The organism is Longimicrobium sp. (assembly GCA_036389795.1).
GTDB lineage: Bacteria > Gemmatimonadota > Gemmatimonadetes > Longimicrobiales > Longimicrobiaceae > Longimicrobium.
The window spans coordinates 21,358-42,031 of sequence record DASVWD010000153.1 but is presented as its reverse complement, the minus strand read 5'-3'; the positions used below and the strand labels follow the sequence as shown (position 1 = coordinate 42,031).

General features: G+C 71.9%; 18 protein-coding genes. 8 read left to right on the top strand and 10 right to left on the bottom strand.

Going from position 1 to position 20,674, the window contains the following annotated elements; all coding sequences use genetic code 11:
- Nucleotides 1-255: 255 nt before the first annotated feature.
- Together VF746_20935 and mqnB are read right to left on the bottom strand one after the other, a co-directional pair.
- On the bottom strand, nt 256-1,113 hold the full coding sequence (locus tag VF746_20935; protein HEX8694906.1) for a 1,4-dihydroxy-6-naphthoate synthase: 858 nt from the start codon (nt 1,111-1,113) through the stop codon (nt 256-258).
- A 154-nt stretch (nt 1,114-1,267) separates the two neighbouring features.
- Nucleotides 1,268-2,029, bottom strand: coding sequence for a futalosine hydrolase (mqnB, locus tag VF746_20930; GenBank protein HEX8694905.1), 762 nt, complete (start codon nt 2,027-2,029; stop codon nt 1,268-1,270).
- A 99-nt stretch (nt 2,030-2,128) separates the two neighbouring features.
- On the opposite strand from mqnB, the gene VF746_20925 reads away from it, so the two are divergent.
- Nucleotides 2,129-2,431, top strand: a complete 303-nt coding sequence (locus VF746_20925) for a YciI family protein (GenBank protein HEX8694904.1) — start codon at nt 2,129-2,131, stop codon at nt 2,429-2,431.
- On the top strand, nt 2,428-3,117 hold the full coding sequence (locus VF746_20920) for a hypothetical protein (GenBank protein HEX8694903.1): 690 nt from the start codon (nt 2,428-2,430) through the stop codon (nt 3,115-3,117). The genes VF746_20925 and VF746_20920 overlap by 4 nt, the downstream gene beginning before the upstream one ends.
- Nucleotides 3,118-3,626: 509 nt before the next feature.
- On the opposite strand, the gene VF746_20915 is transcribed toward VF746_20920, so the two are convergent.
- A complete protein-coding gene (locus VF746_20915) occupies nt 3,627-4,967 on the bottom strand; it encodes a metallophosphoesterase (GenBank protein HEX8694902.1) in 1,341 nt (446 codons plus the stop codon).
- A 216-nt stretch (nt 4,968-5,183) separates the two neighbouring features.
- Here VF746_20915 and zapE point away from each other — a divergent pair, with 216 nt between their 5' ends.
- On the top strand, nt 5,184-6,260 hold the full coding sequence (gene zapE / locus VF746_20910) for a cell division protein ZapE (GenBank protein ID HEX8694901.1): 1,077 nt from the start codon (nt 5,184-5,186) through the stop codon (nt 6,258-6,260).
- Between the two features lie 435 nt (nt 6,261-6,695).
- On the opposite strand, the gene VF746_20905 is transcribed toward zapE, so the two are convergent.
- From VF746_20905 to arfB, 3 genes are all read right to left on the bottom strand, one after another.
- Nucleotides 6,696-7,214, bottom strand: coding sequence for a ferritin-like domain-containing protein (locus tag VF746_20905; protein ID HEX8694900.1), 519 nt, complete (start codon nt 7,212-7,214; stop codon nt 6,696-6,698).
- 42 nt (nt 7,215-7,256) lie between these two features.
- A complete protein-coding gene (locus VF746_20900) occupies nt 7,257-7,517 on the bottom strand; it encodes a GlsB/YeaQ/YmgE family stress response membrane protein (GenBank protein HEX8694899.1) in 261 nt (86 codons plus the stop codon).
- A 370-nt stretch (nt 7,518-7,887) separates the two neighbouring features.
- Complete coding sequence (gene arfB, locus VF746_20895) at nt 7,888-8,322, bottom strand: alternative ribosome rescue aminoacyl-tRNA hydrolase ArfB (GenBank protein ID HEX8694898.1); 435 nt, start codon at nt 8,320-8,322, stop codon at nt 7,888-7,890.
- 191 nt (nt 8,323-8,513) lie between these two features.
- Here arfB and mpl point away from each other — a divergent pair, with 191 nt between their 5' ends.
- The gene (gene mpl, locus VF746_20890) at nt 8,514-9,968 is read left to right on the top strand and encodes a UDP-N-acetylmuramate:L-alanyl-gamma-D-glutamyl-meso-diaminopimelate ligase (GenBank protein ID HEX8694897.1); all 1,455 of its coding nucleotides are present in this window, start codon (nt 8,514-8,516) and stop codon (nt 9,966-9,968) included.
- A gap of 141 nt (nt 9,969-10,109) precedes the next feature.
- Here mpl and VF746_20885 read toward each other — a convergent pair whose 3' ends face one another.
- Nucleotides 10,110-11,489 (bottom strand): hypothetical protein, encoded by a 1,380-nt coding sequence (locus VF746_20885; GenBank protein ID HEX8694896.1) that lies wholly within the window; start codon nt 11,487-11,489, stop codon nt 10,110-10,112.
- Nucleotides 11,490-11,768: 279 nt separating this feature from the next.
- On the opposite strand from VF746_20885, the gene VF746_20880 reads away from it, so the two are divergent.
- Nucleotides 11,769-12,977, top strand: coding sequence for an SDR family oxidoreductase (locus VF746_20880; protein HEX8694895.1), 1,209 nt, complete (start codon nt 11,769-11,771; stop codon nt 12,975-12,977).
- 91 nt (nt 12,978-13,068) lie between these two features.
- On the opposite strand, the gene VF746_20875 is transcribed toward VF746_20880, so the two are convergent.
- Nucleotides 13,069-13,521, bottom strand: coding sequence for an NUDIX domain-containing protein (locus VF746_20875; protein HEX8694894.1), 453 nt, complete (start codon nt 13,519-13,521; stop codon nt 13,069-13,071).
- Nucleotides 13,522-13,703: 182 nt separating this feature from the next.
- On the opposite strand from VF746_20875, the gene VF746_20870 reads away from it, so the two are divergent.
- Nucleotides 13,704-15,515: a hypothetical protein gene (locus VF746_20870; protein ID HEX8694893.1), complete on the top strand. Its 1,812-nt coding sequence runs from the start codon at nt 13,704-13,706 to the stop codon at nt 15,513-15,515.
- A 191-nt stretch (nt 15,516-15,706) separates the two neighbouring features.
- On the opposite strand, the gene VF746_20865 is transcribed toward VF746_20870, so the two are convergent.
- Together VF746_20865 and VF746_20860 are read right to left on the bottom strand one after the other, a co-directional pair.
- On the bottom strand, nt 15,707-16,963 hold the full coding sequence (locus tag VF746_20865; GenBank protein ID HEX8694892.1) for a hypothetical protein: 1,257 nt from the start codon (nt 16,961-16,963) through the stop codon (nt 15,707-15,709).
- Between the two features lie 11 nt (nt 16,964-16,974).
- Nucleotides 16,975-17,856, bottom strand: a complete 882-nt coding sequence (locus tag VF746_20860) for a ferritin-like domain-containing protein (protein ID HEX8694891.1) — start codon at nt 17,854-17,856, stop codon at nt 16,975-16,977.
- A 297-nt stretch (nt 17,857-18,153) separates the two neighbouring features.
- On the opposite strand from VF746_20860, the gene VF746_20855 reads away from it, so the two are divergent.
- Together VF746_20855 and VF746_20850 are read left to right on the top strand one after the other, a co-directional pair.
- Nucleotides 18,154-18,660, top strand: a complete 507-nt coding sequence (locus tag VF746_20855; protein ID HEX8694890.1) for an LEA type 2 family protein — start codon at nt 18,154-18,156, stop codon at nt 18,658-18,660.
- Between the two features lie 305 nt (nt 18,661-18,965).
- A complete protein-coding gene (locus tag VF746_20850) occupies nt 18,966-20,672 on the top strand; it encodes a M20/M25/M40 family metallo-hydrolase (protein HEX8694889.1) in 1,707 nt (568 codons plus the stop codon).
- The last annotated feature ends 2 nt before the right edge of the window (nt 20,673-20,674 follow it).

Sequence of the window (20,674 nt, the reverse complement as noted above, 5' to 3'; positions counted from 1 at the left end):
AACAGATTGGCATCACACAGAGGACACGGAGGACACGGAGAGAACTTCAATCTCTCCGCTGTTCCTCTGTGTTCTCTGTGCCCTCTGTGTGAGACCTTTTCAGGGCTGATACCCGAACGATTCCCTGCGAAATGGTATGAGGCCCTCACCCGGCCGCCTCAGGGCGTCCACCCTCTCCCGACTTCGGGAGAGGGTACTTTGCGGATCGGTGCGGAGCCTGCCTTGCGCGGTGGTTATCCCCGGACGTGTCGGGGCTCAGTCCGCCAGGAACGGCGAGGGGACGTCCTCCGCGATGATGCCGGCGGCGCGGGCGCGGGCGAAGATCTCTTCGATGGCCCGCTCGCCCTCGGGGCCGACGTCGGCGGAGAAGTGGTTGACGTAGAGGTCGATGTGCTGCTGCGTGACCGCGTCGTCCAGCTCCTGCGCGTGGGCGCGGACGTAGGCGCGCGAGGCGGCGGGGTCGGCGAAGGCGTGCTCGACGGAGCGGCGGACGGCGTCGTCCACGGCGCGGATCGTCCCGGCGCCCAGGCCGCGCCGCGCCAGGATGCCGCCCAGGGGGATCGGCAGCCCCGTCGTTTGCTCCCACCACTCGCCCAGGTCGATCACCTTCGCCAGCCCGTGCGCCGGGTAGGTGAAGCGCGACTCGTGGATGATGAGCCCCGCGTCCACCTCGCCGCGCGCCACGGCGGGCATGATGTCGCTGTAGACCATCTCCACCCCGGCGGCCGCGTCCGGCGCGCAGAGCCGCAGCAGCAGGTTGGCCGTGGTGTTCCGCCCCGGGATGGCGATGCGCTTCGTCCGCAGCTCCGAGGGGTCGGCCTCCTCCCGCGCCACCACGAGTGGCCCGCACCCGCGCCCCAGCGCCCCGCCGCTGCGCAGGAGCACGTAGTCGCGTACCAGGTGCGGGATGGCGCCGTAGGACACCTTGGTGACGTCGAGCGCCGCCTCCTCCGCCAGCCGGTTCAGCGTCTCCACGTCCTCCAGCCGCGGCTCGAAGGCGAGCCCCTCCGCCCGCACCGCCCCGTGCACCAGCGCGTGGAAGATGAACGTGTCGTTCGGGCACGGCGAAAACCCGAGCGACAGCGTCCTCACCTCGTTCGTCGTCTCCACCATCTCTCGACCTGATCCCTTCGTCGGCCTGCGACGCGCCCGCTCCCGCCCCGGTCCAGGGCCCGGTTCCGCAAGCCGTTGAAGCCTCGCGCGCACCGAGTTCTCGACTGCGCCGATCCCTGTCCAGGCGAGGCTTTCTGCAGTTGTTGCCGCGGCTTCAGCCGCCCCTGGCCCCCCCGCCCTCCTCGCCCCCCCACCCTCCCACCACCACCCGCACCGCCTCCTGCGCCGCCTCCGCCGCCTCCCTGAGCCGCCAGCGCGAGAGGTCGCGGTCCTCCACCCGGTTGCTGATCGCCCGCAGCTCCAGGAACGGCACCTCGTAGATCGCCGCCACGTGCGCCAGCGCCGCGCCCTCCATCCCCTCGCACAGCGCCCCGAAGCGGCGGGCCAGCTCCGTGCCCCGCGCCGCCGTACCCGAGCAGGCGGAGACGGTGACGAACGGCCCCACGCGCACCCGGAAGCCCGCCGCCTCCAGCGCCGCCCGCGCCCGCCCGGCGAGGGCCGGGTCGAGCGCGATCTCGTTGAAGACGCGCTCGCCGCCGCGCTCCAGAAGCGGGATGCCGATCCCCTCCGTCGAGAGCCAGCCGCCCGGCGCCTCCACCCCCTCGTCGCCGTAGACGGCGCGCGAGGCGACGGCGACGTCGCCCACCTCCAGCCCCGAGCCGGGGTACGCGCCGCCCACGCCGAAGCCGAGCACCCCGCGCACCTCGCGCCTCTCCAGCAGCGCCGTCAGCCCGTGCGCGGCGTTGGTCTTGCCCATTCCCGCGGGGAAGACGATCACCGGCGCGCCGCCCAGCACCCCGCTCCACGCCGCCTTGCGGCCGACCTCGACCGGCGCGGCGTCCGCGAGCCAGCCGCGGAGCCGCTCGCACTCGAGCGGGACCGAGCAGACCAGGGCGAGCGGGGCGGGCGCGGGCAAGATCGGGGCGCGGAAGCCGGGGTCGGGTTGCGTTTCGGCCGTGCGCGCCGAATTTATCGCCTGCATCCCCCGACGGGAAACCAGACCCCCTGGACCGCGATGTCGACCGGAAACTTCGCCATCTTCTACCGCCCCACGCGCGAGCGCCTGGTGGAGACCATCACCGAGCAGGAGATCGCCACCGTGCAGCGGCACTACGACTACCTGCGCCGGGCGCTGGCCGCCGGCCGCCTCTTCCTGGCCGGCCGCTGCGAGGACGCCTCGCTGAACCTGGCGGTGATCAACGCGGCTTCCGAGGAAGAGGCACGCGCCTTCATCGACGGCGACCCGTGCGTGCGGGACGGCCTCTTCCGCGCCGACCTCAAGCCGTGGCGCACCGTCTTCACCCAGCTGGCCGCATGACGCGCCGCCTCGCCACGGCCGCGCTCGCGCTCGCGCTGGCGCTGCAGGCGGCCTGCGGGGGGCCGCCGCCGCGCCGCCCGGCGCCCGTCCCCGCGCCGCCGCCGGCCCCGCCCCCACCCCCGCCGCCCGCCTTCACCGCCACCGACGCGTGGACGCGCGAGCCGGGGCTGGTGCTCCGGAGCGACTCCGCGCCCACCACGCTTCCGCACATGTTCATGCGGCTGCAGGTGCTGCGGGCGGACTCGGCGGGGCTCCTGGTGCGCTGCATCGTCTGCCGCGGCCAGCCCACGGGGTGGGTCGACAGCGCCCGCGTGGCCTACGCCCCGCTCGCCCCCGCCGACGCCCGGCGCCTGGAGCTGGCCGACTTCGCGCTGGCCGTGCGCGACGCCGCCGTGCGGGGCGACCTCGAGGCGCTGCGGGCGGTGATGTCGCGCGACTTCGTGCACTCGCTGGAGGGGGCCGAGGGCGCGCTGGAGGCGATCGGCGCGTGGCGGGGCTACCGCGCCAACGACCTGCGGCGGCTCCCCTTCCTGCTGGACCGCGGCATCGCCGGCGTGCGCGGCACCCCCGTCTGGGCCGCCCCGCCGGAGTACGCCACGACCCCCAACTACCTCGACCTGCGCGCCGGCTTCCGCCGCGGCCCCGACGGCTGGGAGTGGATCTTCCTCGTCCGCTCCGGCCTGTAACGCCTGAGTGCGAAGTACGAAGTCCTGAGTGCGAAGTGCTGGATCGGCCAGTCCGATCTCCCGCACTTCGCACTTGCGGTTTGGGCGTGTCCCTCCGCTGCGCTCCGGGCCGGGCTGCGCGCGCGGTAAGGCAGCAAACCACGCTGCCTAACCGCGCCGGGCCACCGCCGCCACGATACCCCTGTGGCGGCGGCGTCCCGGCCCTGTCGGGCGCGCATCCCTCACGCGGGGTTTCGTCGCGCGCAGCACCGGGGGGTCTCGTAGGGGCGAGCCTGCGAGTCCGTGCGGAGGTGGCATTGGCACATTGCCCCGCCTCTCGCGCAGGGGCCGACCCCCGCCGGTCGAGGCAGGCCTCGCCCCTACGTTTTCACGCGAAATCCCAACCTCGCACACCGACCCGTAAAGTCCACCCTCTCCCGAAGTTGGGAGAGGGTTGCCGCTCTAAGGCGGCGGGTGAGGGCCCCGCGGCGGCGCCAGAGCCTGCCGTCAGCGCGCGGTCGGACCCCGTGTCACCCCGCCGCCGGGTACGTCTCGCTAAGCATCTCCTGGTACGCGCCGCCGGGCGGGACCTGGTAGTAGGTGACCGTCGCCTGCTGTGCGTCCAGCGTGAGCATCGCGAAGCCGTGGTAGTACTCGACCCCGTTGTTGCCCAGCTCGTGCGAAGGGTCCATCTGCGGCACGTCGATGCCGTCGACGCCCTGCAGCGTCGCGTCCTGCCGGTACGGGTCCTGGATCACCATCATCGGCACGGCGGCCGAGCCGATGCACCGGCCCGGCGGCACGCCCTGCCGCGGCTGGAAGACCACCGAGTTGTGCTCGTGCCCCCACAGCCACACGGGGATCTGGCCGAAGTACGGCCGCACCTGCTCGTAGAGGAGCGGGTTGATCCCCCAGCGCACCGTCTGCCCGCCCTGGTCCTGCTCGCCGACCGGGCCCGCGCCGCTGTACAGCTGGTGGTGCGTGAGCAGGATCGTCCTGCGCCCGCCGGCGCTCCCCATCACGTCCGCCAGCCACGCCACCTGGTCGTCGGTGAGCGCGGTGATGTTGCTCTCCACCGTGAACGGGTCGCGGTCGTTGTAGCCGGTGTCCAGCGCCACCACCTGCCACCCCTCGCCGCGCAGGCAGAAGTAGCTCCCCTTCTGCCGCCCCAGCTGCCCGATCAGCCAGGTGAAGCCGGTCCCGCCGGAGTAGTAGTCGTGGTTGCCGGGGATCACGTAGACGGGGAACCGGCCGGACCTGGTGCCCGGGAAGTACTGCTCGACCACGTCGAGGAAGTAGGCCTGCTGCTCGGCCTGCGTCCCCGCGTAGTAGACGTCGCCCATGTGGATCAGCAGGTGCGGAGCGAGTGCCTTCGCCTGCGCCAGGACGTTCTTCGCCAGGTCGTCGCCCGTCCCCCAGTCGGCGAGCAGGGCGATGCGGAGCGGGCTCGCGTCGACCGGGAAGGGGCCCACGTCCTCGCCGGGCTGGAGCCCCGTGTAGCTGACCCTGCCGCCCTCGCAGTGGACGAAGTCCTCGTAGGCGGTGATCGCCTCCAGCCACAGCGGGTCGCACACCGAGAACTTCAGCTCGTCGTAGAGCTGCTGCGCCTTCTGCTCGTGCCCCGCGAAGCGCGCCGCCACGTAGTCCAGGTACAGCTTCAGGCACTCGTCGGCCACCTCCTCGGTGGTGTCGGCGCCCGGGGCCGGGCTGCGCGGCCCGGTGAAGCCCCGGCCCAGCTTCACCAGCTGCTGCATCTTCTCGTGCCCCGCGCTCAGGCTGGCCGTGTCGGGGTGCCCCTGCCGGACCAGCGCGTGGTGCAGCGCGGCCTGCGCGGCGGAGACGATCGGGTTGTGGAAGGTGAAGATGGACATGGTCCAGCCCCCGGTGGAAGCGGAGGGATGAAGGAACCGCGTGGGAGAGACACAATACGACATGATTCAGCCGCCCGCATCAACTCGCGTGCACGGCCGGGGCCGACGGAAGACCACGGTTCGCCCACTCCGTTCGTCCGGCCTTGTCCCGGCGCCGGCGGCGGCTAGGTTGGGGCCGCTCCCGACCGACCGTGACACCCGGCGCACGCTTTCGTTTTGCTCGACCTGCAGACGGTTCTCCGCGAGATCCCCGCGCGCCCCGACCCGGGCGAGCTGGTGGCCGGCTTCGTCCCGCCGCCGCGCTTCGCGGACAAGCGCTTCGACGACTACCGGCCCGACCCGCGGCACCCCTCGCAGGCCGAGGCCGTCCGCCGGCTGCGGGAGGTCGCGGACGAGCTGCGGGAAGGGGCGCGGCCCGGGCTGGGCGGCCTGGTGCGCGGGCTCTTCGGCGGGAGGCGCGCGGGGAGCGGCGTGTACCTGGACGGCGGCTTCGGCGTGGGGAAGACGCACCTCCTGGCGGCGCTCTGGCACGAAGCACCCAGGCCGAGCGCGTACCTGAGCTTCGACGAACTGGTCTACACCATCGGGCTGCTGGGGGTGGAGGGCACCCGGGCGGCGCTCGGCGGGATGCACCTGGTGGCGGTGGACGAGTGGGAGCTGGACGACCCCGGCAACCTGAAGATGGCGCTGGCCTTCGTGCGCGGCACGCTGGCCGGCGGGGTGCGCGTGGCCACCACCTCGAACACCGTCCCCGACGAGCTGGGGCGCGGGCGCTTCGACCAGAAGAGCTTCACGGCCGAGATCGAGGAGTTGGCCTCGGCCTTCGAGGTGCTGGAGGTCGCGGGCGAGGACTACCGCCACCGCCGCTTCCAGGCGGACCCGGGCCGCGCGTACTTCCTGGACGACGCGGCCATGGAGCGGAGGATCGCCCGGGCGGACGCCCGCACGCTCGTCGCCGGCTTCGGCGAGCTGATGGCGGGGCTCGGGCAGGTGCACCCGATCCGCTACGCCGCCCTGGCCGGGCGGATCGGGGCGCTGCTGGTGCGGGGGATCGAGCCGTTCGCGCACCCGTACGACGCGCTGCGCTGGGTGCACCTGGTCGACAAGCTCTACGACGACTCGGTGGCCTTCGCGGCGACGTCCGAGGCCGCGCTCGGGGAGCTGTTCCCCGCCTCGTTCCTGGCCGGGCCGTTCGGGAAGAAGTTCTCGCGCTGCCTGTCGCGGATGGAGGAGATGCTGGGAGAGAGCGCGGAGGCGGACGCCGACGCGAGTGCCGACGACGCGAGCGCCTGAAGACACTCGCTGGAACCACGGAAAGCCTCGCAAACGGCGCGAGGCTTCAACCGCGATCGGTGGCGGGGTTCGAGGTGCGAGGCGGCCACGCGTGTGGCGGCGGGCGGGGCGGTCGAGGCAGGCCTCGCCCCTACGGGGGTTTCGCCGTCGGGGCCGAATTTGCGTGAGGGATGCGCGCCCGGAGGGCCGGGACGCCGCCGCCACGGGGGTATCGTGGCGGTGGCGGCCCGGCGCGGTTGGGCAGCGTTGTTTGCTGCCCTACCGCGCGCGCAGCCCGGCCCGGAGCGCAGCGGAGGGACACGCCCAGATCCGTAGTCGCAGTCGCAGCTGTCCGGTTTGTTCGGGCGGTGGCGTGCTGGTGCCGTTCGCAAAGCGGAGCCCCCGCCGGCGCTCGTCCGGCGGGGGCTCGCGTCTGGCTGAGCCAGGACCGGCGGGTCAGGCGGACTTGCCGCCGCCGCCGCCCTGCTGCGCCAGCTTCTTGAGCGAGCGGAGGGCGTTCTTCTCGAGGAACTTGGCCATGGCCTCCTCCTCGAGCAGGTTCTCCTGGAGGAGCCCCGCGCACCGGTCCTCGCCGAGCGCCGTCGCCATGGTGATGGCGGTGCGATACGCGGCGATCTCGTAGTGCTCCACCCGCAGGCCCGACCCCAGGTCGAAGGCCTCGAGCATCGGCTTGCTGGGCTTCTCCTCGGACTTGAAGGAGTCGTGCTCTTCCTTCAGCCCGATGATCCCCTCGCACTTCTCGGCCTTCGCCTTCTCGCCGATGGCCTCGAACGCCTGCTCCAGGCGCTCGATCTGGCCTTCCGTCTCGCCGTGGTGCTCCTCGATCCGCGTCTTCATCTGCGGGTCGGACACCTCCCTCGCCATGGTCTTGAGCATGGTGAGGATGCGGCGCTCGGCGTACAGCAGGTCGCCCAGCTCGTGCTTGAGGACTTCCTTCAGCTCCGTGACCGGCATGACTGCTCCGTTCGCTCAAGAAGAAGTGGTTGCCGCGCCTGGTCAGATGCGCGTGGTCCGGCGGCCGACCATCATCCGGTACAGGAAGAGCAGGATGATGGCGCCGATGATGGAGCCGATGAGGCCCGCGGTCATGTCGCCGTCGCCCACGCCCAGCATGCGGCCCAGGAACCCGCCGAGCAGCGAGCCCGCGATGCCGAGCAGGATGGTGACGATGATGCCGCCCGGGTCGCGGCCGGGCATGATCAGCTTCGCGATGGCGCCGGCGATGAGGCCGAGGATGATCATCCACAGGATCGACATGGCTTTACCTCACGGGTTGAGTTTCCGCCGCGACGTCCCCCTCGGACCGTCGTCGGGCCGTGGGGAACGCAAACTCGGTGCCGGGGCGGAGATAGTGTAGGTACGGCAGTGCGAAAGTACGGAAGTACGAGAGTACGAAAGTGCGTTAGTGCGTTAGTGCGTTAGTGCGAAGGTAGCGAGAAGCCTCGCCGCTCCGAATCCGTTCCCGCGATTCAGGTCGGCGAGGCTTCTCGTATTTCCAGCCGCGGGTTCACCCGCATTAACCCCACCCGCATTCGGCGCCCGCGTTCGCCGTACCTCGCACTTTCGCACTTTCGCACTTTCGCACTTTCGCACTTTCGCACTTTCGCACTCACGCACTCACGCACTTTCAGTCCTCCGGCAGGCTCCGGCGCAGGCGCTTGACCTCGGAGCGGCGCTTCTTGGCGTGCAGGCGGGCCTCGCGGGCGGCCTTCGAGGGGCGCGTCTTCTTGCGCGCCTTGGGCACCACCAGCGCCTGGCGCACCAGCTCGGCGAAGCGCTCGGTGACGGCCTCGCGGTTCTGGTGCTGGCTGCGGTGCTCGCTGGCGGCCAGCAGCAGCACGCCCTCGGAGTTGATGCGGTTCGCCAGCTTCTCGCGGATGCGCGCGCGCTGCTCCTCCGTCAGGCTGGGCGAGCCCTCCACGTCCCACGCCAGCTCCACGCGCGTGGACGAGGTGTTCACGTGCTGCCCGCCCGGGCCGCCGGAGCGCGTGGCCCGGTAGGTGAGCTCCGCCCGGGGCACCCAGAGCGAGTCGTTGATGGCGAGTACGCCTTCGTCGGTCATCGGCTGCGTTTGGCGCGGGAGAAAATCAGGGGATAGGTTACAGGGGACAGGGAACAGCAAGCAAACCGCATGGCCGTTGCAGGCTGTCCCCTGTTCCCTGTCCCCTGTACCCTCGCAGTTCGGGGGCATGCTCTTCGCAAGAGCCCGGCCCGACCCGGAAGCCCAGCCAACGCAGGACGTTACGGAACCCGATGACAGCCCCCCGCCCAGAGGTCCGGACCTCGCACCCGAAGCACTACCACCTGATCGGCATCGCGGGGACGGCGATGGCCTCGCTGGCGGGGCTGCTGCGCGCGGCGGGGCACCGCGTCACCGGCTCCGACGAGAACGTCTATCCCCCCATGTCCGACCAGCTCCGCGAGCTGGGGATCGACTACGCCGTCGGCTTCAGCCCCGACAACCTGCGGCCGCGCCCCGATTGGGTGATCGTGGGCAACGCCATCTCGCGCGGCAACGCGGAGCTGGAGGCGGTGCTCGACGAGCGCATCCCCTACACCTCGGCGGCCGGCACCGTGAAGGAGGAGTTCCTGCGCACCCGCAGGCCCCTGGCGGTGGCGGGGACGCACGGGAAGACCACCACCACGTCGCTGCTGGCGTGGGTGCTGGAGAGCGCGGGGCTCGAGCCCAGCTTCCTGATCGGCGGCGTGGCCGAGAACTTCGGCTCCTCGTTCCGCCTCACCGACTCGGAGTGGTTCGTGGTGGAGGCCGACGAGTACGACACGGCGTACTTCGACAAGGGCCCCAAGATGTGGCACTACCTGCCCTTCGCGGCGGTGGTGAACAACATCGAGTTCGACCACGCCGACATCTACCGCGACGAGGAGGCGTACCGCTGGGCCTTCTCGCGCTTCATCAACCTGGTCCCCCGCAGCGGCGCGCTGGTGGCCGGCTGGGACTCATCCATCGTGCGCGAGCTGGCGCCGAAGGCCTTCGCGCCGGTCGAGTCGTTCGCCTACGGGGAAGAGCTGCCCGCGGACGGCGAGCACCCGCGCTGGACGGCGGAGGGGGTGAGCTTCGGGCCCGAGGGGACGCGCTTCACGGCGCTGCGCGGCGGCGAGCCGTGGGGCGAGGTGGTGACGCCGCTCACGGGCGCCTTCAACGTGCGCAACTGCCTGGCGGTGATCGCCGTCGCCGAGTTCATCGGCGCGGACCGCGAGGGGGTGCGCGAGGGGCTGCGCACCTTCGCCAGCGTCAAGCGGCGGATGGAGGTGCGCGGCGAGGTGAACGGCGTGGTGGTGATCGACGACTTCGCCCACCACCCCACCGCCGTGCGCGAGACGATCCAGGCGGTGCGCCAGCGCTACGGGAGCCGGCCGCTGGTGGCCGTCTTCGAGCCGCGGAGCTACACGGCCCAGCGCCGCGAATTCCAGCAGCCGTACCAGGACGCCTTCGCCGATGCGGACGAGGTGATCCTGGCCGGCCTCTTCCACCCCGAGCGCTACACGGCCGAGACGGCGCTCAACCCCCTCGAGCTGGTCGCGGCCTGGCGCGCCGCGGGGAAGGAGGCGCACTTCATCCCCGCCCCCGACGACATCGTGGCGCACCTGGCGCCCCGCCTCTCCGGCGGCGAGGTGGTGCTCGTCATGTCCAACGGCGGCTTCGGCAACATCCACCAGAAGCTGCTGGACGCGCTGGCGGGGGGGTAGGCGGAAGCTCCGGATCGATCGGACGTGTAATCAGGCCTTACCTCGCTCGGAACACCGGGCGACATGCCGAAGCTTTCAACCTACCATTCAAGAAACGAGGTGGCCTGCCATAGGGCCATCATCGGTCAACAGTCGACATGGTCAGCCACCCCCGGTACCAAGCTCAACGATGAACTCTCCGGTCCGCACCGATCCTGCGGACGTCACCAGTTCGATGTTCATCAAGACATCCCCCAGAAGGCCACCTTCCTCGGATGCGATTTGAAGCTCGAAACTGACATGCCCGCGAGCGGGAATCACTGGGGTAGGGTTCTGCAGCGTCCGCCTGGCGGGTGGCGCTACCAGAATATTGCCGGCGCGGTCACGTCGAAGGCTACCCTCATCCCATCCGAACTCGGACGGAAGCGGAAGACTGGGACGGTATGCTTGCCTCGGACCCGTACCCGGCATCACCCGTATCGTGTGAGCGTACGTTGCGACGGGGAAGAGAGAGTAAGCAAACATTCCGGCCCCGGCCTCCCCTGGACTGGCGGCGATCACGTAATAACGAACGCTGGGAACCGAGACTTCGTAGCTGTTCGGATTGTACAGCGTGATCGTGAAAACAGGGAAGAAAATCCCTACGCAGCCACGCATCCAATCCAGGATCACATCGCGATCAGCAGCGTCGACGCGGTGCCAGTCGCCACCTCTCGGCATGATCTGCCTCAAAACAGGGTCGCCGCTGCTCGCGAGTGAATTCAGGCTGTTCGTCGAGGTAAGATACCGCAGCATCGCCGGGCGACCCGCCCGCTGCACGAACCGGCGGAGGCCTTCGAGAACGCGAACGTCATTGTAGAGGGTGCAAGGACCCCAGTTGTCGGGTATCGAGAAGCGACGCAAGTTGCGCAGCTCGACAGGCTCGCCCGGGTCCGAGCGATTTCGCGGCTGTCCCCGGTCACCGGGCGCTTCCTCTTCGTAAGACGTCTTGCGCTCGCTCAGGTCAAAGCTGGTGATCCGAGGAACCGCCGCTCTGCGTCCGAACAGGCTCAGGAGCGGGAGCATGCTCTGCTTGTGAAAGTTTTGCTCCAACTCAGCGGGGTAAACAGGCTCCATGCCCGTCCCTGACCCGACGGTCCTGGGGCGTGTACGCGGGCCCTGGTTTCTTACGGTGTCGGCATAGTTGATCGGAGGACCCGAGGATGTAGACGTGGAGTCACCCGGAACGGCTTGCGTGTCGACCACGAGCGCCGGAGGGTTCACGGAGTAGACGACCAGGAACAGTGCCAGCGCTCCGCTCGCGCGAAGAGTGAATTGGAGAAGCTTGCCCTCTACGTGCAAAAGGCCGGGGATGATCGCCCCGACTGCCGCCGCTGCCAGTGCGAGCGTAACGCGAAATACGAGAATCTGGAATTGAGACGGTTGGGGAAGAGCAACCGCGAGCACCAGGATCAGAACGAGGAACACGACGCCGAACACGACGGCGAGGCGCAACTGAGGTGCGAGTCGTTCGCCAGGAGGAGATGACGGTGTATCGGCCATGAGGGCTGGTTCGGTGATCGTTGGGGGCGGACTGAAGAGAGACACCAAAATGGGTACTAATTTGTTTGTCGCAAGCCCCGGATGTTTCCTCTGGGGGCGAGACGATGGCAGTGGGGCAATTCCACATGGTCGTGAGAACTTCCGATCCTGGATTTGCCGTAACCCCTGTAGATGGAAACGCAACCCCGTGCTCGGCGCTCTTCCACCGCTCCGGCCCACCCCTTGCAGCCGCCTTCCTCCCCCTGGACGACGTGGTCCAACTGCAAGGGAGAAAAAGAGATGCGCATCAAGTTGAAGCCGATCGACGAGCAGGTGATGGTGATCACCGGGGCGGACAGCGGGATCGGGCTCGCCACGGCGCGGGCGGCCGCCGAGCGGGGGGCCAAACTGGTGATCAACTCGCGCAACGAGGAGGAGCTGGCCAGCATCGCCGCCGACCTGCGCAGCGAGTTCGGCGCCCAGGTGGAGTGGCACGCCGGCGACGTGGCCGACGCCCACGCCATGCTGGAGGTGGCCGAGGTGGCGATCCGCGCCTTCGGGCGCATCGACACCTGGGTCAACAACGCGGCCGTCGCCGTCTACGGCGAGCTGGAGCGGGTGCCGGTGGACGACGCGAGGCGCCTCTTCGAGACCAACTACTGGGGCGTGGTGAACGGCTCGCTGGCGGCGCTGCCATACCTCAGGGCCCAGGGCGGGGCGCTCATCAACGTCGGCAGCATCCTCTCCGACCGCGCCATCCCGCTGCAGGGCCACTACTCGGCCACCAAGCACGCGGTGAAGGCGTTCACCGACTCCCTGCGCATGGAGCTGGAGCACGAGGGGGCGCCCGTCTCGGTGACGCTGGTCAAGCCCGGGGCCATCGACACGCCGTACCCCGAGCACGCGCGCAACTACATGGACGCCGAGCCGCGCCACCCGCAGCCCGTCTACGCCCCCGAGGTGGTGGCCGACGCCATCCTGGAGTGCGCCCAGCACCCGAAGCGCTCCATCACCGTGGGCGGCGGCGGGCGGATGATGGCGATGATGGGCGTGCTGACCCCGCGCCTGGCCGACCGGTACATGGAGGCCACGATGTACCGCCAGCAGAAGCGGAAGAAGCCGGGCTCCCTGCCGCAGGACGAGGCGCTGTGGGCGCCCTCGCCGCTCTCCGGCCGCACCCGCGGCGACCAGCCGGGGCACATCATGAAGTCGAGCCTGTACACCAAGGCCGCGCTCCACCCCGGCAGGACCGTGCTGGCGCTGGGCGCATTCGGGCTCGGCTTCGCGCTGGTGAAGACCGCCGGGCAGCTCATCGGCGAGCGCCGGGCGATGGAGGACGCGGACATCGAGGTGCAGGTGCGCGGCCCCGGCGAGGGCGTCCCGTCCACCGAGGAGCGCTACGCCCACGCCGGCCTCGACCCCGCCCCCGGCGACGGCTACCGCCCCGACGCCGGCTCCGACCCGGCCGGGAGGTACGGGAACGGCAACGGCTACGGCTTCGGGATCTGATCCCGGCCGACGCCGGATCGAACGTCGAAGGGGACCGGAAGCGACTCCGGTCCCCTTCGACTTCGACCAGCCTGGCCTGGTGCGGGGCCGACTAGCGGGCATCGACCTGGAGACCCAGCCACCGGGGAAGCCGGCTCTTCAGCTCCTCGGGATACACCGTCTCCGCCGTCCTCTCCACGTCGGCCACGCTCCACCATCGGTGCTCCTCGATCGCCTCGGGCGACGAATTCCGGACGACCGGGGACACCTCGTCGACCCGCACCAGGAAAAAAGTCTCGGCCTGCTCCACCCAGCCTTGCGGCGATTCCCACTGGAAGCGCCGCCGCCAGAGGAGAGGACCGATCGCCTGCCGAAGGCCCGTCTCCTCCCGGAGCTCGCGAGCGGCCGCGTCTTCCAGCGACTCGCCGGGCTCGACACTCCCTCCCGGCGTGGCCCAGTACCACCGGCCGCTCACCCGATGATCGCGATAACGAACGAGCAGGATCGAGCCCGCGGCATCCACCACGATCAGGCGAGCGGTCTCGCGAACGGGTAATCGCTGCATCTACGTTCTGATAAGGCGCACAGCCTCGTCGTCTCCACGAATCGCTCGCGGCAGAAGCTGCGGCAGGCGCCGACGTTCGTGCAAGCTGGAAACCGCCGGGTTGCACGCCTCCGTGCGCCGCCGCTAACCTTCCGCGCTCGCACCTCTTCCCGACCCGTCTTCCCTGCGATCCCCCGCTCCCGATGCCGCTCACGCCGCTGCGCCTGGCCGCCCTGGTGGGGGGCGTCGTCTGGCTCGCCGCGCTGGCGCTGGCGGACCGGCGGCTGGCGGGCGACCGGCGCGTCCTGTTCCGCTGCGCCGCGGGGGCGGCGACGCTCACGCTCTTCCACGCCGCGGTGCAGCGGCTCACGTTCGGCGGCAACGTCGCCATGGACACGGCGAAGGTCGCCGTCGTCGCGGCGGCGCTCGCGTGCGTGGTCTACGAGCGGCACCGCGCGCGGGCCGGGCGGCCGGTGGCGCCGCGGGTGAAGCGGCGGGTGGGGCTGGCGCTCGCGGCGGCGGCGGTGGCGGCGTACTTCTCGGGCGCCCTGTACTCGTACCGCGGCTTCTACCACGTCTGGGACCAGTACCACTACTTCGTGGGCAGCCGCTACTTCCGCGAGCTGGGCTACGACGGCCTCTACCGCTGCGCCGCCGTCGCCATGGACGAGCTGGGCGCCGTCCGCTACCCCGGCGAGCGCGGCCGCCCCGCCGTGGCCGACCTGCGGGCCGAGGTGCGCGCCCCCGGCCGGCTGATCCGCAACCTGGGCGTGGACAACACGCTCGTCCCCGCCGCCCGCGCGCTGGCGGAGCCCGCCGCCTGCCGCGCGCGCTTCACCCCCGCGCGCTGGGCCGCCTTCCGCGCCGACGTGCGCTTCTTCCGCCTGGCCGCCGGGCCGGCGGACTGGGAGCGGATGCAGCAGGACCACGGCTACAACCCGCCGCCCGCCTGGACGCTCGCGGGCGGCGCGCTCGCCGGCCTGCGCCCGGCGGGGACGCGCTGGCTGCAGGCGCTCGGCGCGCTGGACGTGGTGCTCCTGCTGGGGATGCTGGGCGCGCTCGGGTGGGCGTTCGGGTGGCGGGTGGCGGCCCTGGGCGCGGTGTTCTGGGGGTGCCAGGCGTGGTCGACCTTCTACTGGACGGGAGGCGCCTTCCTCCGGCAGGACTGGCTCTTCTTCCTGGTGCTCTCCGTCTGCCTGGCGCGCCGCCGCTGGTACGCCGCCTCGGGCGCGGCGCTGGCGTGCTCGGCGCTGCTGCGCGTCTTCCCCGTGCTCCTCCTGGCCGGCCCGGCCGCCCTGGCGCTCTGGAGCCTGGTGCGCACGCGGCGCATCCCCCGCCCCGTCCTGCGCTTCGCCGCGGGCGGGGCGCTCGCCGCGGCGGTGCTGGTCCCCGCGAGCCTCGCCGTCGTCGGGCGCGGTTCCTACGCCGGCTTCGCGCGCCACATCCGCGTGCACGAGCGCACGCCGCTCACCAACCACGTCGGGCTGCGTACGCTGCTCGCCGCCGGAGTGGGCCGGGGCCCGGGGTCCGCCCGCCTCGAGTACCTGCGCGACGAGCGGGCGCCCGACCCCGTCGCCCCATGGAAGGAGGCGCGGAGCGCGCGCCGCGAGCGCACCCGGCCCCTGTTCTGGCTCCTCGCCGCCGCCGCGGGCGCCTGGTTCCTGGTGATCCTGCGCCGCGTCCGGCGCCTGTGGGCCGCGCAGGCGCTCTCGCTCGCCTGGCTGGTGCTGCTGCCGGAGCTGACCTGCTACTACTACTCGTTCCTGGTCCTCGCCGCGCCGCTCAGCCGCCTGCGCCGCCGGCTGGAGGTCCCGCTCCTGGCTCTCGCCGCGCTCTCGCAGGTCGCCTGGAGCGCCTTCTGGTGGAACGACGACCGCTACGCCACGCTCAGCCTCCTCGCCGTCGCCTTCACCATCGTCCTCCTGGCCGCCTTCACCCCGCGTCGCCGCCACCGTCCGGCCGCCGCTTCCGAGCGCGCGCACCAGCCTCCGCTCTCCACCCCGGCGCCGCACTGATCCCAGGCCAGAAAACAGCAAGCCTCACGCAGAGGAAGCAGAGGGACCCACGAAAGCGATGAGTTCTCTGCTTCCTCTGCTTCCTCTGCGTGAAAAAAGCTGTTGTCTTCGCAGGGAATCCCAAAGAAGCGGGCGCCGGGATCTCTCCCGGCGCCCTCCCTCGAACCGCCATCGGCTTCCGCCGGCCCGGCTCACGTCGCCGGCGGGCGGCGCTCGAGGTCCACCTCCACCCGCAGCTCCTCCCCGGCCCGGGGCGCGGAGCCCATCTCGCCCTCGGTGAACGGGTAGGTGCTCCCGGGCCGCGACTCCAGGTCGACTTCCACCTCCGTGCCCGCCGCGCCCACGGGCGAGGCGTACGGGGGCGGCGAGGGGGCGGCCGTGTACGTGGGCTGCGCCGCGTACGACGCCTGCCGCTCCAGCTCCACCTCGACGTCCAGCTCCCGCGCCTCCCGGCGACGGCCGGTGACCAGCCTCGCCACCGCGGTCGCCACCACCGCCGTCAGCGCGGTGCCGACCAGGCCCATCAGCACGGGCTTGCGGCCGCGCCCCTCCTCCTCCAGGTCCACCTCCACCTGCATCTCGCCGGCATGGTGGTAGTGGTGCTCCCGCGGCGGGCCGCTGTAGTACGGGTGCGGCGTCCCGTGCGCCGGCTCCAGGTCCACCTCCACCTGCAGGTCGCCCTGCGGCTGCGCCGCGTACGACGCCCCGGCCGTCCCCTGCGCCTGGCCGCCGTACAGCGTGTCGGTCGTCCCCCGCGGCTGCTCCAGGTCGACCTCCACGTCCATCCCGCCGCCGCCCGTCAGGCGCGACACCACGCCCGCCACCGCGCCGGAGAGGCCCGCGCTCACCGCGCCGAACAGCCCGCCGCCTTCCTCCTCTTCCTCCGCGCCGCCGCGGAGGGTGCGGATCTCCTCTTCGTGGCGGAGGCTGGCCTTCTGGAGCTTGCGCGCCCGCTTCTCCCACTTCTTCGCGCGCCGCTTCCACCCGCGGTCCTCCGAGTGCTCGGTGCCGTCGTCGGTGTCCAGCCCGATCTCCATGGTGGGCACGGCGCGCCGGTGGTCCTCGTCGTCGCCGCCGCCGGTGAGCAGGCCCAGCGCCAGCCCGGCCGCGAAGGTGCCGCCCACGTACAGCCAGGGCTGCTCGCGCACCCGCTCGCGCACCGGCGCGGCGACGTCGAGCCGCTCCTCCAGGCGCTCCTTCTTGCGCAGGAGCACCTCCTCGATGGTGTCGATCGTCTCCGACATGCGGGCGCGGGTGCGCTCGATCTCGTCACGCACCACGTCGGGGTCGCTGCTGGCGGCCACCGTGCCCGGCGTGCCGCGCCCGGCGCGCTCGGGGAGCAGGTGGTCGGGGTCGGTCTCGGGCGTGCGGTTCACCCCGGCCGGCGCCGCCCCGGCGGGGAGCGTGGCGTCGGGGTCGCCCTCGTGCGAAATGCGGATCTCTGCCATGGGTCCTCCGTTTAGCGTAGCAGCCGGCCGATGATGAACCCCGCGAGGCCCGCCACCAGCAGCGTCTGCACGGGCTTCTCGCGCACCCTCTCCTCGAACGTCACCGCCGCGCCGCGCGCGCCGTCCACGCCGCCGCGCACCCGCGCGGCCGGCCCCGACAGCGGCCCCTCCTCGGTGTCGAGCAGCCCGGAGATGCGGTTCCTCACCGCCCCCGCGCCCCCCGCCACCCGCTCGCGCACCGAGCCCGCCAGGCTCGACGCTCTCTCGCCGACCGAGCCCGCCACGCCGCTCACCGCCTCGCCCACCGCGCTCGCCGCGTCGGCCACGGTCTCCTTCGCCCGGTCCACCACGCCGCCGCTCACGTTCGCCTGCTCGCGGGCCGCGTTCATGGCGTGCACCTGCGGGTCTTCGCCGTGGCCCACGCCCATGCGCTGCAGCACGTCGGCCACCCAGGCGTAGTGCCGCTCCTCGTCGAGCGCCGCGCCGTCGATCACCCGCTTCACGTCGGGCGGCCAGAGCATGGCCCGGCTGGCGTAGTGGTCGTACTTGGTGCGCACCTGCAGCTCGTTGGTGCGCCAGGCCAGCAGGAGCCCCTTGTCGCCCGCCAGGCCGCCCAGGCTCTGCATGGCCGTCTTGAAGGGCCCGGTGAGGTGCGGCTCGTTCTTCGGCGTGCCGCCCAGGCGCAGCACCAGCTCGTTCAGCTCGCGGATGTGCCGCTCGTGGTCGCGGCGGAAGCCGGCGATCTGGCTGGCGTGGTCACGGTCCTCCAGCTTCTCGATCGCCACGTCGTACGCGGCGATCGCGTCATGGTCCAGCTGGAGCAGGTCGTTCAGCCCGTCGAGCACCTCCGCGAGCGCCGGCGCCGGCTGTCCGAGGGTCGTGTCGGTATCCACCGGGTACCTCCTTGGGGCAGACTGTGGGTGCCGTCTCCTGGTCCGGTCCTGCTCGTTCCGACCGTCCTCGCGCCGGGTGGCGGAGTGTCGTCCGGCGGGGACGGGAGCCTGGGCCGGGTATGCACTATCCATTCCACCCCGGCGGCCCGGCCTTCCCGCCGCGGCGCGGAGTTTCCGGCCCCCGCCGGCCCCGGCTCCCGATTTGCATATCCGCATGCCGCGCATGGAGTTGCGCCGGCATCGGCCGCGCCTCCGCGGGGGGTATCGGGAAAGACGAGTCAGACGAGGGAGATGACGATGAAGGTGCTTCGACGCGGGGCGCTGCTCCTGGCGGTGGTGGCGCTGCCGGGGTGCGCGACGCTGGCCCAGCTGGGGATCCAGGCGCCGCAGTTCCGGGTGGACGGCGGCCAGCAGGCGCAGCTGAGGCTGCTGCCGCCGGGGCCGGGCCGTCCGTCGGGCGGCGCGGTGGTGCGGCTCTACGCGCGGGTGAGCAACCCCAACCCGGTGGGGATCACGCTGGCGCGGCTGGCGGGCGGCCTGCAGCTGCAGGGGCGCGACGCCGCCCAGGTGGACTTCCCGCTGGGGGTGCCGCTGCAGCCCGGCGGCGAGCAGATGGTGCCGCTGGACATCAGCGTGAACTTCGACGACCTCCCCACCATCGGCAGCGTGCTCCTGCGCGCCGTCACCGGCCAGTCGATCAACTACCGGCTGAACGGCACCGTGGGCGTCGACGCCGGCCTCCTGGGCCAGCCCACCTTCGGCCCCATGACGCTGCTGGAGGGCGACGTCCGCGTGTCGCGCTGAGCGGATCGGCCGATCAACAGACACGTAGGCGAGGCGGCGGAGACGATCGATCTCGCCGCCTCGGCTTTCTTCTCTCATCAAATTCCTCAAAAAGCTTTTCTCACGCAGAGGAAGCAGAGGTAGCAGAGGAAAACCGCGCCGGGGGTGGACCCGGCGGGCGGCCCGGCGGTAGAATCCCCCCTCCCGGGCCATCTCCCCGCGATCGGGCCGGCCGACCGGCCCCGGTCGCGCGCGCCTTCTCCTCGCGTCTGCCCGATGCGGCGCGGGCGACGGCGCCGAACCGCACCTCCGAAGGAAGGACCTCCGTGACCCGCAGCCGACCGATCGCGCCGCTCGCCCTGGCGCTCCTGGCCGCCGCCCCCGCCGCCGCGCAGACCGGCGAGCCGCCGCGCACCCACGCCCCGCGCCCGACGACGGCCGCGATCACCCCCGCGGACCTGATGACGCGGCTCTACGTCCTCGCCGACGACTCCATGCGCGGCCGCGAGGCGGGGAAGCGGGGGAACGCGATGGGGACCGACTACGTCGCCGCCGAGTTCCGGCGCCTGGGGCTGGAGCCCGCGGGCGAGAACGGCACCTTCTTCCAGGCGGTCCCGCTGGTGGTCAACGCGCTGGAGCCCGGCGCCGCGCTCACCGTGGACGGCGCGCCGCTCCGGCCCGGGGAGGACTTCTTCCCGGTGCCGCGCTACGGGACGATCTTCCCCTTCGGCCCCGCCTTCGCCGCCCAGGGGGCCGACGTGGTCTACGGCGGGCGGATCGGCGCGGAGATGATCGACCCCGGGCGCGCGGCGGGGAAGGTGGTGGTCTTCGCGCCGCCGCCGGGGCAGGACGGGCGGGCGAACTACCGCTTCTGGGCCGGCAACCCGGGGCTGGAGCGCTACGCCGGCGCCGCGCTCGTGGCCGTCGCCTCGCTCGACGTCTCCCCTCCCTCCCTGCTCGAGTTCTTCGGCGAGGAGCGGATGGAGATGGACCGCGGCGAGGGCGCCGGCGCGGGCGCGGCCGGCGTGCTGGTGAGCGCCGCGGCGGCCGAGCGGATGCTGGGCGTGCGGCTGGCGAACGCCCGCGTGGGCGCGGCGGGGAAGAAGGTAGGGGGCGGCTTCCGCTTCGCCGCGCGGCCCACCGAGGCGCCGGCGCGCAACGTGGTGGCCGTGCTGCGCGGGCGCGATCCCGCCGCGCGCGGGGAGTACGTGGTGGTCAGCGCGCACAACGACCACGACGGCGTGCTCCCCGAGGCGTTCGACCACGACTCGGTGCGCGCCTACAACCGGGTGATGCGGCCGCGCGGCGCCAACGACGACCCCGGCGAGCCCAGCAACGGGCAGTGGGCGCGGATCACCGCCATCCGCGACAGTCTGCGGCGGGCGCACGGCGGGGTGCGGATGGACTCGGTGATGAACGGCGCCGACGACGACGGCAGCGGCACCGTCACCCTGCTGGAGATCGCCGAAGAGCTGGCCTCGCGGGGCGAGCGGCCGCGGCGCTCGATCCTCTTCGTCTCGCACACGGCCGAGGAGAAGGGGCTCTACGGCTCGGAGTGGTTCACCGACCACCCCACGGTGCCGCGCGAGTCGATCGTGGCCGCGCTCAACATGGACATGGTGGGGCGCGGCCGCGCCGAGGACGTCCCCGGCGGGGGCCCCTGGTACCTGCAGATGATCGGCTCGCGGCGGCTCTCCACCGAGCTGGGCGAGCTGATCGACGCGCTCAACGCCGGCCGGCCGAACCCGATGCGGGTGGACTACTCGTTCGACGCGCCGGGGCACCCGCTGAACCGCTACTGCCGCAGCGACCACTTCATGTACGCGCGCTACGGCATCCCCATCACCTACTTCTCGCTCGGCTACCACGTGGACTACCACCAGGTGAGCGACGAGCCGCAGTACATCGACTACGACCACATGGCGCGCGTGGCCTCCTTCGTCCACGACGTGGCCGTGGCCGTGGCGGAGCGCGAGCGGCGCCTGGTGGTCGACAAGCCCAAGCCCGACCCGAAGGCTCCCTGCCGGCAGTGAGG